General features: G+C 75.0%; 15 protein-coding genes, 1 pseudogene and 1 riboswitch. Of the genes and pseudogenes, 14 read left to right on the top strand and 2 right to left on the bottom strand.

Annotated features, from left to right (window positions below; translation table 11 throughout):
* Positions 1 to 5 precede the first annotated feature (5 nt).
* The 11 genes from HDA34_RS01660 to HDA34_RS01610 all read left to right on the top strand — a co-directional run bounded on the left by HDA34_RS01660 (position 6) and on the right by HDA34_RS01610 (position 10,414).
* Positions 6 to 992 carry a PD-(D/E)XK nuclease family protein gene (locus HDA34_RS01660; RefSeq protein ID WP_044659673.1) on the top strand — a complete coding sequence of 329 codons (987 nt, stop codon included), beginning with the start codon at positions 6 to 8 and terminating at the stop codon, positions 990 to 992.
* A complete protein-coding gene (gene def / locus HDA34_RS01655) occupies positions 989 to 1,573 on the top strand; it encodes a peptide deformylase (protein ID WP_044659674.1) in 585 nt (194 codons plus the stop codon). The genes HDA34_RS01660 and def overlap by 4 nt, the downstream gene beginning before the upstream one ends.
* A 14-nt stretch (positions 1,574 to 1,587) precedes the next feature.
* Positions 1,588 to 2,670: a methionyl-tRNA formyltransferase gene (locus HDA34_RS01650; RefSeq protein WP_230278126.1), complete on the top strand. Its 1,083-nt coding sequence runs from the start codon at positions 1,588 to 1,590 to the stop codon at positions 2,668 to 2,670.
* Positions 2,667 to 4,298 (top strand): RsmB/NOP family class I SAM-dependent RNA methyltransferase, encoded by a 1,632-nt coding sequence (locus HDA34_RS01645; protein ID WP_060973833.1) that lies wholly within the window; start codon positions 2,667 to 2,669, stop codon positions 4,296 to 4,298. The genes HDA34_RS01650 and HDA34_RS01645 overlap by 4 nt, the downstream gene beginning before the upstream one ends.
* A gap of 16 nt (positions 4,299 to 4,314) precedes the next feature.
* Entirely contained in the window at positions 4,315 to 4,986 is a 672-nt protein-coding gene (gene rpe, locus HDA34_RS01640) for a ribulose-phosphate 3-epimerase (protein ID WP_060973834.1), read from the top strand.
* Between the two features lie 89 nt (positions 4,987 to 5,075).
* Positions 5,076 to 5,220, top strand: a riboswitch (FMN riboswitch).
* Between the two features lie 82 nt (positions 5,221 to 5,302).
* Positions 5,303 to 6,007 carry a nicotinamide riboside transporter PnuC gene (gene pnuC, locus HDA34_RS01635; protein WP_095695671.1) on the top strand — a complete coding sequence of 235 codons (705 nt, stop codon included), beginning with the start codon at positions 5,303 to 5,305 and terminating at the stop codon, positions 6,005 to 6,007.
* Positions 6,004 to 7,137: a bifunctional diaminohydroxyphosphoribosylaminopyrimidine deaminase/5-amino-6-(5-phosphoribosylamino)uracil reductase RibD gene (gene ribD, locus HDA34_RS01630; protein ID WP_134377149.1), complete on the top strand. Its 1,134-nt coding sequence runs from the start codon at positions 6,004 to 6,006 to the stop codon at positions 7,135 to 7,137. Before pnuC ends, ribD begins: the two co-directional genes overlap by 4 nt.
* Positions 7,138 to 7,794, top strand: coding sequence for a riboflavin synthase (locus HDA34_RS01625; protein WP_036341523.1), 657 nt, complete (start codon positions 7,138 to 7,140; stop codon positions 7,792 to 7,794). It begins immediately after the preceding gene.
* On the top strand, positions 7,791 to 9,104 hold the full coding sequence (locus HDA34_RS01620) for a bifunctional 3,4-dihydroxy-2-butanone-4-phosphate synthase/GTP cyclohydrolase II (RefSeq protein WP_020624533.1): 1,314 nt from the start codon (positions 7,791 to 7,793) through the stop codon (positions 9,102 to 9,104). Before HDA34_RS01625 ends, HDA34_RS01620 begins: the two co-directional genes overlap by 4 nt.
* Positions 9,101 to 9,583: a 6,7-dimethyl-8-ribityllumazine synthase gene (ribH, locus tag HDA34_RS01615; RefSeq protein ID WP_036383758.1), complete on the top strand. Its 483-nt coding sequence runs from the start codon at positions 9,101 to 9,103 to the stop codon at positions 9,581 to 9,583. The genes HDA34_RS01620 and ribH overlap by 4 nt, the downstream gene beginning before the upstream one ends.
* A 546-nt stretch (positions 9,584 to 10,129) precedes the next feature.
* On the top strand, positions 10,130 to 10,414 hold the full coding sequence (locus tag HDA34_RS01610; protein WP_080696003.1) for a hypothetical protein: 285 nt from the start codon (positions 10,130 to 10,132) through the stop codon (positions 10,412 to 10,414).
* On the opposite strand, the gene HDA34_RS01605 is transcribed toward HDA34_RS01610, so the two are convergent.
* Both HDA34_RS01605 and HDA34_RS01600 read right to left on the bottom strand, forming a co-directional pair.
* Positions 10,400 to 11,294, bottom strand: a protein-coding gene (locus HDA34_RS01605; RefSeq protein ID WP_182496697.1) for an IS5 family transposase whose coding sequence is annotated in 2 segments (ribosomal slippage) — positions 10,400 to 10,936 and positions 10,938 to 11,294 — 894 coding nt in all. Because the reading frame shifts where the segments join, the coding sequence is not laid out codon by codon here. The two genes, HDA34_RS01610 and HDA34_RS01605, sit on opposite strands and share 15 nt — an antisense overlap.
* A 47-nt stretch (positions 11,295 to 11,341) precedes the next feature.
* Positions 11,342 to 11,473 (bottom strand): annotated as a pseudogene (locus tag HDA34_RS01600) (ArsR family transcriptional regulator); the annotation flags it as partial.
* Between the two features lie 86 nt (positions 11,474 to 11,559).
* Between HDA34_RS01600 and HDA34_RS01595 the strand changes: the two are divergent.
* The 3 genes from HDA34_RS01595 (at position 11,560) to HDA34_RS01585 (ending at position 13,050) form a co-directional block, all read left to right on the top strand.
* Positions 11,560 to 11,934, top strand: a complete 375-nt coding sequence (locus HDA34_RS01595) for an ArsR/SmtB family transcription factor (RefSeq protein ID WP_134377150.1) — start codon at positions 11,560 to 11,562, stop codon at positions 11,932 to 11,934.
* On the top strand, positions 11,934 to 12,845 hold the full coding sequence (locus HDA34_RS01590; RefSeq protein ID WP_134377151.1) for a cation diffusion facilitator family transporter: 912 nt from the start codon (positions 11,934 to 11,936) through the stop codon (positions 12,843 to 12,845). The genes HDA34_RS01595 and HDA34_RS01590 overlap by 1 nt, the downstream gene beginning before the upstream one ends.
* Before the next feature lie 64 nt (positions 12,846 to 12,909).
* Positions 12,910 to 13,050 carry a hypothetical protein gene (locus HDA34_RS01585; protein WP_002854087.1) on the top strand — a complete coding sequence of 47 codons (141 nt, stop codon included), beginning with the start codon at positions 12,910 to 12,912 and terminating at the stop codon, positions 13,048 to 13,050.
* The last annotated feature ends 254 nt before the right edge of the window (positions 13,051 to 13,304 follow it).

Here is a 13,304-nt window from a genome sequence, read left to right as displayed (position 1 = left end):
TGACCATGACCCAGCCACGCCTCGCGCATCAGACCCCCCACGGACGCATGTACGCGCGCTCCCTCTCGGGCCTGCCCGAGGTCCCGTCCATCACCACCGTGATCGGCATGGAGAAGACGGACCTGGACGGCTGGGTCGGGTGGATGGCGGCCCAGTCCGTGACCCAGGATCCGCGCCTGGCGGAATCCGTGGGCTCCGCGGCGCGCCTGAAGCAGGTGGCCCGCCAGTCCGCCGACGCCGCCGCCCGCTACCGGGACGCCGCGGCCGAGCGCGGGGACCGCGTGCACGACTACGCCGAGCAGGTCGCCCAGCGCGCCCTCGGCCGCCCCCACACCATGGCGGAGGCCCGGGCCCGGCTGATCGAGCACGGGGAGGGCGCCTACGCGGACCGCTTCGACGAGTGGTGGGACCTCTACGACGTCCGGCCGATCGCGGCCGAGATCACCGTCTGGAACCACACGGTGGGCTACGCGGGCACGCTGGACCTCGTCGCCCGGATCGGCGGCCGGCTGTGCCTGATCGACTACAAGACGAAGGGCACGGGGCGGGACGGACGGGTCAAGGCGCTCGATCCCAAGGTGGTCATGCAGCTGACCGCCGGCCTGAAGGCGGAGGAGTCCCTGGTGGACCCCGAGGCCGGCACCTGGGAAGAGTGGCGGCACGGCCAGGCCGAGATGCTGCTCGGCGTCGCCCTGGGGGAGACCGAGGTCGCCGTGCACCAGGCCAACCCCGGTGTGCTGCCCCGCCACTGGCACAAGTTCTGGGCCCTGCGCCAGGTCTGGAAGCACGCGCAGGCCGTGGACGACGCCGGCCCCGCGCTCCGCGTCATCGGCCCGCCTCCGCCGTCGGTCCCGGCGTCGGCGGCCACCGGACTGCAGGCCGTGCGCGCCGCGGCGTTCGGCGGCGGCTCCCACGCCGCCCCGGACGTGGCGCCCGACGGGTCGTCGTCGCGCCCGGCGTCTGCCGAGGGCGGCGATAGGGTGACGGCGTGACCGTCCTGCCCGTCCGCACCATCCCCGACCCCGTCCTGCGCACCGCCGCGTCGCCCGTGCCCCCGGGCGCGGATGTGCGCGCCCTCGTGGCGGACATGATCGAGACGATGCACGCCGTCGGGGGCGTGGGCCTGGCCGCGCCCCAGGTGGGCGTGGGCCTGCGCGTCTTCGTGTTCGACGTCGCCGGCGTCGCCGGGCACGTGGTCAATCCCGTACTCGAGACCGCCGGCCAGGCGCTGCGGGAGCCGGGCGAGGGGTGTCTGTCCGTGCCGGGGCTGCGCTACCACCCGGCGCGCGCCGCCGAAGCCGTCGTCCGCGGCACCGACGTCGACGGGAACCCGGTGGAGCACCGGGGGACCGGCCTGCTCGCCCGCTGTCTCCAGCACGAGACCGACCACCTCGACGGGATCCTCTACGTCGACCGCCTCGACGGCGAGGAACGCCGTGAGGCCCGCCGCCGCATGCGCGCCGGCGAGGTGGACCGCGCCGCCCGCCGCATCGGGGCCGAGCGCGCGGCCGCCGTCAGCTCGGTCTTCGGCGCCCCCGCCGCCCCCGCCGCCGGAACAGGAGCCGCCCGATGACCGCCCCGACGCCCCTGCGCGTGCTCTACGCCGGCACGCCCGAGACCGCCGTGCCCGTGCTGCGCGCCCTGCTCGACTCGCCCCACGAGGTCGTCGGCGTGCTCACCCGGCCGGACGCCCCGGTCGGGCGCCGGCGGGTGCTGACCCCGTCGCCGGTCGCGGTCGTGGCCGAGGAGGCCGGCCTGCCCGTGCTCAAGGCCGACCGACTCCGCGGACCCGAGGGTGCCGATGCCCTCCAGGCGATCCGCGCGCTCGAGGCGGACGTGGCCGCCGTCGTCGCCTACGGGGCGCTCGTGCCCGCCGAGGCCCTGCAGATCCCGCGCCACGGCTGGCTCAACCTGCACTTCTCCGCGCTGCCGGCCTACCGCGGCGCCGCCCCCGTTCAGCGCGCCGTGATGGCCGGGGAGACCGAGATCGCCGCCGACGTGTTCCAGCTCGAAGAGGGCCTGGACACCGGACCCGTCTTCGCCCGACTCACCCGCCCCGTCGCGGCCGACGAGACCGCCGGGACCGTGCTCACCGACCTCGCCGAGCGCGGCGGCCCGCTCGTGATCGACGTGCTCGACCGCCTGGCGGCCGGCACCGCGACGGCCACGCCCCAGCGCGGCGAACCCACCCACGCGCCGAAGCTCACGGCCGCAGACGGCCTGGTGGACCCCGCCCGCCCGGCGGCCGAGGTGGCCGCCCGGATCAACGGCGTCACCCCCGAGCCCGGCGCCTGGGGCTGGCTGACCGCGGACGACGGCGCCGCCCCGGCCCGTTTCAAGCTCGACGGCGTCGCCCCGGTCCGCGCCGGCGACGACGGCTGGCCCTCCGTACTCGACGCCGCGGCTCCCGGGCAGATCCTGGTGGCCGCGAAGGCCGCCTGGCTGCGCACGTCCGGCGGGGCCGTCCGGCTCTCCCGCGTCCAGCCGGCGGGCAGGAAGCTGATGCCGGCCGCCGACTGGGCGCGCGGCGCCGCCGCCGGGGCCGCGCTGCTGGCCGGGGAGGCGCTCGCCCACCACGAAGAACAGGCCCGCCAGAAGGCCGCCGCCCGGGCGGCGGCACGCGAGGCCGCGCGGAACGCCGCGGCACAGGACGAGGAGGCACGCGCATGAGCCGCGAAGGACAGGCAGGACAGGGCCGGGGCGAGCGAGGGGCCCGCGGGGAACGCGGCCGCGCACCCCGGCCGGACGCCCAGGACCGCCGCGACGCGCAGGGGCGCACCCGCAACCGGGGTCGCTCGGGCGCGGGACGGAAGTACTCGGCGCAGGCGCCGTCCCAGCGCTCCCGCACCGCCGACCCGGCCCGCCGCGTCGCGTTCGGGGTGGTCCGCTCCGTCCACGCCGAGGACGCGTACGCGAACCTGGTCCTCCCGGCGCGCATCCGCCAGGCCCGCCTCGACCGGCGCGACGCCGGTTTCGCCACCGAACTCGCCTATGGCACCCTGCGCGGGCTCGGCCTGTACGACGCGATCCTGACCCGCTGCGTGGACCGCCCGCTCGAGCAGATCGACCCACCCGTGCTCGACGCCCTGCGGCTCGGCGCCCACCAGGTGCTGGGCATGCGCGTGCCCGCCCACGCCGCCCTCGACGCCACCGTCTCCCTCGTGCGCGCCGAGATCGGGGCCGGCGCCTCCGGGTTCGTGAACGCGGTGCTGCGTCGGGTCGCCGAACGCCCCCTCGACGAGTGGCTGGCCGACGTCGCCCCCGCCGACGGCGGCGACGCCGCCCTGGCCGTCCGAGCCTCGCACCCGGTGTGGATCGTCCGCGCGCTGCGCCAGGCCCTGGCCGCCCACCGCGGCACCCGCCACACCGCCGACCGCGACGCCGAGCTGGCCGCCCTGCTCGAGGCGGACAACGCCCCGCCCGTGGTCAACCTCGTCGCCCTGCCCGTGGCCGGCGGGGCCGAGGCGCTCGCCGCGGCCCTCGACGACGGCGCCGAGCCCGGGCCGCTGGCCCCGGACTCCGCCCTGCACTCCGGTGGCGACGCCGGCCGTCTGCCCGGGGTGCGCGAGGGCGTGCTCCGCGTCCAGGACGCCGGCTCCCAGCTCACCGCCCGTGCCCTGGCCCAGGCACCCGTCCCCGCGGCCGAGGGGCGGGCCGAGCGCTGGCTCGACCTGTGCGCCGGCCCTGGCGGCAAGGCGGCCCTGCTGGCCGCCCTCGCCGCCGAGCGGGGGGCGACGCTCGTGGCCAATGAGGTCGCCCCGCACCGCGGCGACCTCGTCCGGCAGGCACTCGCCGCCGTGCCCGCCGACGCCTGGACCGTCCGGGCCGGGGACGGTCGCACGATCGCCGACGCCCCCGAGGCGGCCCCGGCGTTCGACCGCGTCCTCGTGGACGCCCCCTGCACCGGCCTCGGGGCGCTGCGCCGCCGACCCGAGTCGCGCTGGCGCCGCACTCCGGCCGACCTCGCCGAGCTCACCGGCCTGCAGGCCGAGCTGCTCGACGCGGCGGTCTCCGTCCTCGCCCCCGGCGGCGTGCTCGCCTATGTCACCTGCTCCCCGCACGTCGCGGAGACCGTCGTCCAGGTCCAGGACCTCGTGCGCCGCCACCCCGAGCTGGAGCTGCTCGACGCCCGCACCGCCCTCGACACCGTCGCGCTCGACGACCTGCGCCTGGACGAGGCCGAACCCGCCGGCGCGCCGGAGCCAGCCGATGTGGTCGCCCGCACGGCCCAGCTCTGGCCGCACCGGCACGGCACCGACGCCATGTTCCTGGCCCTGCTGCGCGCCCCCGGCGCCTGACCGAGAGGACCCGCCCATGACCGCCCGCGCCCCGCGCCTGCACCCCTCGATCCTGTCCGCGGACTTCGCCCGCCTCGCCGACGAGCTGGCCCGCATCCCCAGCGCAGACGCGGTGCACGTGGACGTCATGGACAACCACTTCGTCCCGAACCTCACCCTCGGCCTGCCCGTGGTCGAGGCGATCCGACGCGCCACGGACCTGCCGCTGGACCTCCACCTGATGATCGAGGACGCCGACCGCTGGGCGCCCGGCTACGCGGAGGCGGGGGCCGAGTCCGTCACCTTCCACGCCGAGGCCTCGGCCGCGCCCGTCCGGCTGGCCCGGGAGCTGCGCGCGGCCGGAGCGAGGGCCGGCATGGCGCTGCGGCCGGCGACCGCGGTCGAGCCCTACCTGGACATGCTCCCGGAGCTGGACATGCTTCTGCTGATGACCGTGGAGCCCGGCTTCGGGGGGCAGGCGTTCCTCGACGTCGTGCTGCCGAAGATCCGCCGGGCCCGCCGCGCCCTCGACGGCGGGTCCGCCCCGCTGGCCCTCCAGGTCGACGGCGGCGTGAACCGGGAGACCATCGAGCGTGCGGCCGAGGCCGGGGCGGACGTGTTCGTGGCCGGTTCCGCGGTGTTCGGCGCCGAGGACCCCGACGCCGCGCTCGTCGGCCTGCGCACCGCCGCCGCCCGCGCCTGCCACTAGCCCGGCGACGCGCCCGCCCGCCGCGCCGGACGTCGCCCGGCGACGTCCGGCATGCGCGGCCGGCCGGGCGTGCGATACTGCTGGACAGCAACGTGCTCCGAGATGCGGTGGAAATCCGCACCGGCGGTGACAGCCCGCTAACCGCGCGGCCCGTCCTCATCCGAGGCGGTGCCGGGCGGCCTGACCGGTGGAATTCCGGTGCCGACCGTACAGTCGGGATGGGAGAGGCACGCGGCGGAGCCGTTCCGCGCCCTGCGCGGGAGGGCTGCGGAGCGCACCCCTCGGAGTCCCGATCCGAGGAGGTGGCGTCACGGTCATGGACTGGCTGGTGGACGCGTTCAACTGGACCATCCCGGTCGCCGGCGGCGGCCTGCTCATGCGCGAGGTGCTGGGCAACGTCTTCGGCCTCGCCTCCGCCCTGGGCGGCATGGCGCGCAGGGTCTGGGCCTGGCCCGTGGGCATCCTCGGCAACCTCATCCTGCTGACGGTCTTCCTCGCCTCCCTGTTCACGGGGGCCGATCACGCCACCCTGCTCGGTCAGGCCGGCCGACAGGTCATGTTCATCGCCGTCTCCGTCTACGGCTGGGTGCGCTGGCGTCAGGCCCGCCGGGGCCACGCCGAGGACGCTCCCGCCATCACCCCGGAGTGGGCCGGCTGGCGCGGGCGCGTGTTCCTCGTGACGGCCATGGCGGTCGGCACCGTCGCCCTCACCCCCGTGTTCCGCGCGCTGGGTTCGTGGGAGCCGGTGTGGGCGGACGCCTGGACGTTCGTGGGATCGCTGCTGGCGACCTACGGCATGGCGCGCGGCTGGGTGGAGTTCTGGCTGATCTGGGTGGCCGTGGACGTCGTCGGCGTGCCCCTGCTGTGGAGCACCGGCTACTACGCCTCGGCCGTCATGTACGCCTTCTACGGCGCCTTCACCCTGATCGGCTTCTTCGTGTGGCTGCGCGCCACAGACCGGGACAAGCCCGCCGTGGAGACGCTGCTGCCGGACGGCCCCGAGGGGGACGTCGCCCGATGAACGCCGCCGAGACCCCGTCCGCCGACCCCATGGACCTCGCCGTCGGCGCCGCGCTGCGCGGCGTGCGCGGCGCCAACCCCCTCGTCGGGGCCGTCCTGACCGACGCGGCCGGCCGCATCCTGGCCGTCGGGCACCACCGCGGACGGGGGACCGCCCACGCCGAGGTCGACGCCCTGACCCGCTGGCGGGCCGCCCGCACCACGGATCCGGCCCTGGCCGCCCTCGACCCCGCCGGCCTGACGCTGCACGTCACCCTTGAGCCCTGCGACCACACCGGCAGCACCGGCCCCTGCTCGCAGGCCGTCCTGGACGCGGGGATCGGTGCACTGCGCTACGCCGTCGCGGACCCCACCGGCCACGACGGCGGCGGCGCGGCCCGCCTCGCCGCGCACGGGGTGCGCGTCACCGGCCCCACCGGCGAGGAGGCCGCGCTCGCACTCACCGCCCGCTGGCGCGAGGTCCGCGACGCAGGCCGCCCGTGGGTGACCGGGCACCTCGCCCAGTCCCTCGACGGCCACGCCGCGGCCGCCGACGGCACGAGCCAGTGGATCACCGGCCCGGACTCCCGCGTCCACGCCCACGAGGTGCGCTCCCGCGTCGACGCCATCGTCGTCGGCACGGGGACCGTCCTGGCCGACGACCCCCGCCTCACCGCCCGTGACGCCGCCGGCGCCGAACTCGCGCACCAGCCCGTGCCCGTCGTCCAGGGCCACCGGCCCGTGCCCGACGGCGCCGCCCTGCGCGCCCACCCGGTCCTGCTGCACGTGCCCGACCACGATCCGCACGCCGTCCTCGCCGCGCTCGCCGCCCACCCCGGGCCCTGGCCCCACGGCCGCCGTGCCGAGCACGTGCTCATCGAGGGCGGGCCCCGCGTGCTCGGCGCGTGGCTGCGCGCCGGCCTCGTGGACGAGCTCATGGTCTACACCGCGCCCCTGCTGCTCGGCCCGGGCCGCGCCGCCGTCGCCGGCCTGGACGTCGCCACGCTGTCCGAGGCACTGCGCTGGCACCCCGACCCCGCGGAGGGTGGCCCCGTCCGTGCCCTCGGGGACGACGTCTGGACCCACCTGAGCCCGGTGCCGGCCCCGCGCCTGCCCACCGCCCCCGCCCCGACCCGTTTCCAGGAGGACTGAGTGTTCACCGGCATCGTCACCCATCTCGGCACCGTCGTCGCCCTCGAGCACGACGCGGCCGCCGACACCGCCCTGCTGACCCTCGACGCCGGCGGCGCCCTCGACGGGCTGCCCGCCGGCGGCTCGCTCGCCGTCGACGGCGTGTGCCTCACGGCCCTCGACGAGCCCACGGGGCGCCCCGGCGTGTTCCGTGCCGACCTCATGGGCCAGACGCTGCGGATGACCAGCCTCGGCGACCGCGCCCCGGGGGACCGGGTCAACCTCGAGCGCTGTCTGCGCCCCACCGACCACCTGGACGGGCACGTGGTCCAGGGCCACGTGGACGGGACCGGCCAGGTCCTCGCGGTCACCCCGCACGGGGCCTGGACCACCCTGCGCATCGGCCTGCCCGCCCGCCTGGCGCGTTACGTCCCCGCGCAGGGGGCCATCGCCCTGCAGGGCGTCTCCCTCACCGTCACCGCCGTCTCCGACCCGGGTGCGGCCGCGCACTGGTTCGAGGTCGGCATCATCCCGGCCACACTCGAGGCCACCACCCTGGGCGCCCTGCGGCCGGGCGACCGCGTCAACCTCGAGACCGACGTGCTCGCCCGGTACGCCGAGCGCCTCGCGCTCATCCCCTCCGCCCCCGCCGCACCCACCGAGGAGGCCCGCCCGTGAGCGAGCACATCCGTCTGGACCCCGTCCCCGCGGCGATCGCCGCGATCGCCGCCGGCCGGCCCGTCGTCGTCGTGGACGACGCCGACCGCGAGAACGAGGGCGACCTGATCTACGCGGCCGCCCTGGCCACGGACGAGGTCACCGCCTTCACCGTCCGCCACACCTCGGGCGTCATCTGCGCGCCCCTGCCGGCCGGCCTGGCCGACCGCCTGGCCCTGCCGCCCATGACCACCGTCAACGAGGACCCCAAGGGGACCGCCTACACCGTGAGCGTGGACGCCGCCGCCGGCGTCACCACCGGCATCTCCGCCGCCGACCGCACCCGCACCCTCCGCGTGCTCGCCGACCCCGGTGCCGCCCCCGGTGACCTGACCCGGCCCGGTCACGTGTTCCCCCTGCGCGCCGTCCCCGGCGGCGTCCGGGCCCGCCGCGGCCACACCGAGGCCGGCGTCGAGCTGTGCCGCCTGGCCGGCGTCGCGCCCGTGGCCGCCATCGCCGAGCTCGTCCACGACGACGGCACCATGATGCGCCTGCCCGCCCTGCGGGAGTTCTCCGATGAGCACGGCCTCGTGCTCATCTCCATCGAGGACCTCGTGGCCCACCTGGAGGAGACGACGCCGACCCTGACCGCCGTCCCCGCCGAGGCCACCCTGCCGACCCGGCACGGCCTGTTCCGCGTGAGCGTGCACGTGGACGCCGAGACCGGGGCTGAGCACCTGCTGCTCGTGGCGGGGGAGACCGACCCGGAGCGTCCCCTCACCGTCCGCGTGCACTCGGAGTGCCTCACCGGCGACGTGCTCGGCTCCCTGCGCTGCGACTGCGGCCCCCAGCTCGAGGACGCACTTGCCCGCGCGGCGGCCGAGGGCGGCGCCGTCCTCTACCTCCGGGGCCACGAAGGACGCGGCATCGGCCTGGCCAACAAGATCCGCGCCTACCGGCTCCAGGAGGAGGGGATGGACACCGTCGAGGCCAACCTCGCCCTCGGTCTGCCCGCCGAGGCGCGCGACTGGGCCGGGGCCGCCGCCGTCCTCACGGCCGCCGGCCATCGGCGCATCCGCCTGGTCACCAACAACCCCGCGAAGGTCGCGGGGCTGCGGGCGGCCGGCATCGACGTCGTCGAGCGTGTCCCGGCCCCCACGCCCGTCACCGAGCACAACGTCGTCTACCTGCGCACCAAGCGGGACCGCATGGCCCACGCCCTGGCGGACCGCGTGCTCGAACCGCCGACGGCCACCGGCGGCCCCGCCACGCCGGCCGATGACCCGACCACCGACCCGACCCACCCCACCCACCAGGAGGACACCCCATGAGCGGCGCCGGAGCCCCGACCTTCACCCCCGACCCCGCCGCTGCGAGCGGCCTGAACGTGGCGATCGTCGCCGCCCAGTGGCACACGGAGATCATGGACGGGCTGATCGCCGGGGCGCAGGCCGCCGCGGCCGACCTGGGCCTGGAGCCCGTGCTCGTGCGCGTGCCCGGCACCGTCGAGCTCACCGTCGCTGCGGCGCGGCTGGCGGAGCGCTTCGACGTCGTCGTGGTCCTCGGCGTCGTGGTGCGCGGGGACACCCCGCACTTCGACTACGTGTGCCAGTCCGTGACCCAGGGCGTGACGGAGGTCTCGGTGCGCACCGGCGTTCCCGTGGGCTTCGGCGTGCTCACCGTGGACACCGACCAGCAGGCCCGCGACCGGGCGGGCCTGCCCGGATCCCGAGAGGACAAGGGACGCGAGGCCCTCGAGGCGGCCGTCCTCACCGAGCTCGCGCTGCGCTCGGTCACGCCACGGGACTGAGGGTGGCCGGGCGGGGCTGCCTGCTGGGTCGGCTGCTCTCGACGTGGACCCTGTCCCCGGGGCCGGTGGGGTGATCGCAGGCCGGTCAACCGGGCCCGTCCGGAACGCCGGCAGCCCCGCGCCGTCATGGATGGGGTCGGCCGGAGGGCGCGGGGACCCGACGATAGAGGCGGAGACGCGAAGCCCCCGCCCTTCGTCTCGCTCGCGGCATCCACAGCTCGTCGTCCACTGCCCCGACCGTCAGGGCGGGCCGTTGACCCCCAACGCGTTCACCGCCGCAGACGGGTGATCTATGCGGCCCGCCCCGCCTCGGACGACTGCGTCGGGGTGCACGGAGCCTGCCGCAGCGTGGCCGCGTTCAAACAGTCCATGGCCCTGCTGGGAGCTGCGCGAGACCGGGCTGCTGCTCACCCCCCTGGTGCCGGCCCGCTCCATCGTCCCCGGTGCACGTCTGGCCTGCGACTGGCTGGGCCACTATGAGAAGCGCGAACCCGTCGCCTCCGCCTACGCCGACCTGGCCGGCCTCATCTTCGAAAGGATCACCGCATGAACGAGAAGCAGCTTGAGCCCGACCTGAGTCTGCGAGCACAGCGACGCAAGCCCACCCCGGCCCCCCAGACCCCGGCTCCCGGAGCGGTGATCCCCGCAGAACCGGCAACGACCTCGGACCCGGCCGGTGGGTATGCGCCCCTGGCGCGGCGTGGGGCGCCGACCGTGGCCCTGAACGTGCGAGTGCCCGAAGCGATCCGCGACGCGGTGCGTCGAGAGGCCGCCACGAACCCGGCAACGCCCAGCCAGGCCGCGGTCATCGAAGCCCTAGGGCATGTCTGACAATCGTTTGGACCATGCGATCACAGCATTCAGCACCACAGCGGACCGGTAGACGATCGCGTACTTGTCATACCGGGTCGCCAGGCCCCGCCACTGCTTCAGGTGCGCGTACTGACGCTCGATGACATTGCGGCCCTTGTAGGCGGCCGCGTCGAGGCCAATGGGGCGCCCGCCGCGGGCACCGCGCCGTCTGCGGTGGCCCTGCTGGTCGGCCGGTTCAGGGATGACCGCTTTGATCCCACGGGCGCGTAGGTGGGTGCGGATCGCCCGGGAGGAGTACGCCTTATCGCCCAGCACCGCCGCAGGGCGGGTCCGGGGCCGCCCTACTGGCCGGGTCACGCGCAGCTGCTCCAGAAGAGGAAGCAGCATCGGGGAGTCCCCTGCCTGGCCGGGGGTGATCAGGCTGACCAGCGGCAGCCCGGTCCCATCGACGAGCTGATGGATCTTCGTGCTCAGCCCGCCACGGGAGCGCCCGATGCCGTGATCGGCCGGTTCCTCACGCGGATTCTTGTAGTTCGACCCATCCCCCTGTGAGGCGGGTGATGTTCGTCGCGTGCTGATGCGCGCGGGCGATCGTGGAGTCCACCGCGACCGACCAATCGATCAGGCCTTCGGCGTCAGCGGCGGCGGTCAGCGTGGCCAGCACCGTGTCCCATGTGCCTTCTTCGGCCAAGCGCCGATGCCAGGTCCACACGGTCTGCCAGGGCCCGTAGACCTCGGGCAGATCCCTCCAAGCGATTCCGCACCTGTATCGGTAGATGATCGCCTCCACCATGGTGCGGGCGTCGGCGAACGGCCTGCCGGCGCGGCCGGTCCGGGTCGGGAGCATCGGGGCGATCAACTCCCATTGGGTGTCAGAGAGCATCTGGAACCGGGACATGTCCCCAGGGTCTCAGCTGACTCGTGCATCTATTCTCAGACACGCCCTAGGTCGCGGGCGAGTACCGCCGGGTAGCTCGGGCCCTCGAGGAGTGTCATGAGGATGCGGGAGCGGGTCGGGTCGGCCATCGCCCGGCCCAGCCGGTTCATCACGTCCAGCCGCGAAGCAATAGTCAGCATGCGCTGAGCATACAGAACCTGCTGACCTCTCGTGTGTGGCTCCCGCTGCTGATATCTGCACATCTGCATAGGTGTATGGTCGTGGCATGAGTGTGACGCCGTTGGATTCGTGTCAGGTCACCGCCATCCATCCGGAGAAGGTGGCGCTGACCTGGGAGAGGATCCCCGACGAGCGCGAGGCCGGCAGGTTGGCCGGGCTGTTCAAGCTCCTGGGGGACCCGCGCCGTGCCCGGGCGCTGTATGCGTTGCTGGAGGCCGGCGAGCTGTGCGTGTGTGACCTGGCGGCGTCGGTCGATGTCGCGGAGGCGTCGGTGTCCCAGGTGCTGCGGGTGCTGCGTTCCGCTGGGGTGGTCGAGAACCGCCGGGAGGGGCGGATGGTGTACTACCGCCTCGCTGACGGGCATGTGCGGATGCTGCTGGACGTCTCCCGTGAGCACGCCCGCCACGAGGGGCAGGGCTGATGGGGGCGGGACACAGCCATGCCCCGGCGACCGGGCATGCCGGTGGCCGCTACCGTCGGCGGCTGGCGGGGGCGTTCGCCCTGACGGCGGGCTTCTTCCTGATCGAGCTGGTCGCGGGGCTGGTGTCGGGGTCGTTGGCGCTGCTGTCGGATGCCGGGCACATGGCTGCCGATGTGGTGGTGCTGGGTGCGGCGCTGCTGGCGACGCGCATCGCGAGCCGGCCGGACTCCACGGGGCGACGCACCTATGGCTCCTACCGGGCCGAGGTGTTCGCCTCGGCGTTGGCGGTGCTGGCGATGCTCGCGGTCGGGGTGTACGTGGTGGTCGAGGCCATCAGCCGGCTGGGCGACGCGCCGGAGGTGGCCTCCGGCGCCATGCTCGCGGTCGGCTTCGCCGGCCTGGTGATCAACATCATCTCCATGCTGCTGCTGCGCAGCGGGGCCAAGGACAGCCTGAACGTCAAGGGCGCCTACTACGAGGTGATCGCCGACGCCGCCGGGTCGGTGGGTGTCATGGTCGCCGGCGTGCTGATCATTCTCACCGGCCAGCCGATCTGGGACGTCGTGGTCGCGGCGCTCATCGCGGTCTTCGTCATCATCCGGGCGGTGGTTCTGGGCAGGCAGGTGATCGCGGTGCTGGGCCAGCACGCCCCGGAAGGGGTGGACCCGGAGGACGTCGCCGGTGACCTGGACGCGGTCGAGGGGGTGGAGGAGGTCCACGACCTGCACCTGTGGACCCTGACGTCGGGGATGAACGTGGCCACGGCCCACCTGGTCGCTGACCAGGGCGCGGACCACGGCGCCGTGCTTGCCGGCGCGCGCCGGGTGCTGCGCGACCGTTACGGTATCGCCCATGCCACCTTGCAGGTGGAGGGCGCCGACAGCGACGGCTGTCACGACCTGAGCTGGTAGCACTCGGCACGGAAGCCCGCTCGCGAGAGCCGCACATGCTTGAGCAACGTCTTAGGAGCGCGCGATGACCGCGAAGCACGGCAAGGGCCCCGGGCCGGACGAGGGCCAGCGGCCGGCCCGGCGCGGGGTGGTGCTCACCCTGCTGGGGATCGGTCTGGTCGCCGCGGCTTACGTGGTGACGATCGTGGTCATGGTGGTGCGGTGACGCGGCCCAAACGGACCGCGGCCTCATGGCGGCGCCGCAAGGCGGTCATCGCGTCGTCCAGTGCTGTCCTCGTCGGGTCGAGCACGTAGAGGTCGTGAAGACGTCCAGATATAGGCCTGGGACGGGAGTTCTTGCATCGACTGAACTCCCCGGTGGTTGCAGGTCCGATACGCAGGGGTGCCAGTAAGTAGGGCTGATCGGCGCCCATTTTCTTGTCTCGCGCCCCGGGGCGAGGCGGTCCCCTATCGGTGTCC

It is taken from the genome of Micrococcus luteus, assembly GCF_014138885.1.
Lineage (GTDB): Bacteria > Actinomycetota > Actinomycetes > Actinomycetales > Micrococcaceae > Micrococcus > Micrococcus luteus.
The sequence above is the reverse complement of the archived record's forward strand: the minus strand, read 5'-3'. Positions and strand labels throughout refer to the sequence as shown.

What these genes read in the sequence shown, in the direction of transcription:
- HDA34_RS01660 (WP_044659673.1), top strand. Translation starts at nt 6, where the DNA reads ATGACCCAGCCACGCCTCGCGCATCAGACCCCCCACGGACGCATGTAC.
- HDA34_RS01645 (WP_060973833.1), top strand. Translation starts at nt 2,667, where the DNA reads ATGAGCCGCGAAGGACAGGCAGGACAGGGCCGGGGCGAGCGAGGGGCC.
- rpe (WP_060973834.1), top strand. Translation starts at nt 4,315, where the DNA reads ATGACCGCCCGCGCCCCGCGCCTGCACCCCTCGATCCTGTCCGCGGAC.
- pnuC (WP_095695671.1), top strand. Translation starts at nt 5,303, where the DNA reads ATGGACTGGCTGGTGGACGCGTTCAACTGGACCATCCCGGTCGCCGGC.
- ribD (WP_134377149.1), top strand. Translation starts at nt 6,004, where the DNA reads ATGAACGCCGCCGAGACCCCGTCCGCCGACCCCATGGACCTCGCCGTC.
- ribH (WP_036383758.1), top strand. Translation starts at nt 9,101, where the DNA reads ATGAGCGGCGCCGGAGCCCCGACCTTCACCCCCGACCCCGCCGCTGCG.
- HDA34_RS01610 (WP_080696003.1), top strand. Translation starts at nt 10,130, where the DNA reads ATGAACGAGAAGCAGCTTGAGCCCGACCTGAGTCTGCGAGCACAGCGA.
- HDA34_RS01595 (WP_134377150.1), top strand. Translation starts at nt 11,560, where the DNA reads ATGAGTGTGACGCCGTTGGATTCGTGTCAGGTCACCGCCATCCATCCG.
- HDA34_RS01590 (WP_134377151.1), top strand. Translation starts at nt 11,934, where the DNA reads ATGGGGGCGGGACACAGCCATGCCCCGGCGACCGGGCATGCCGGTGGC.
- HDA34_RS01585 (WP_002854087.1), top strand. Translation starts at nt 12,910, where the DNA reads ATGACCGCGAAGCACGGCAAGGGCCCCGGGCCGGACGAGGGCCAGCGG.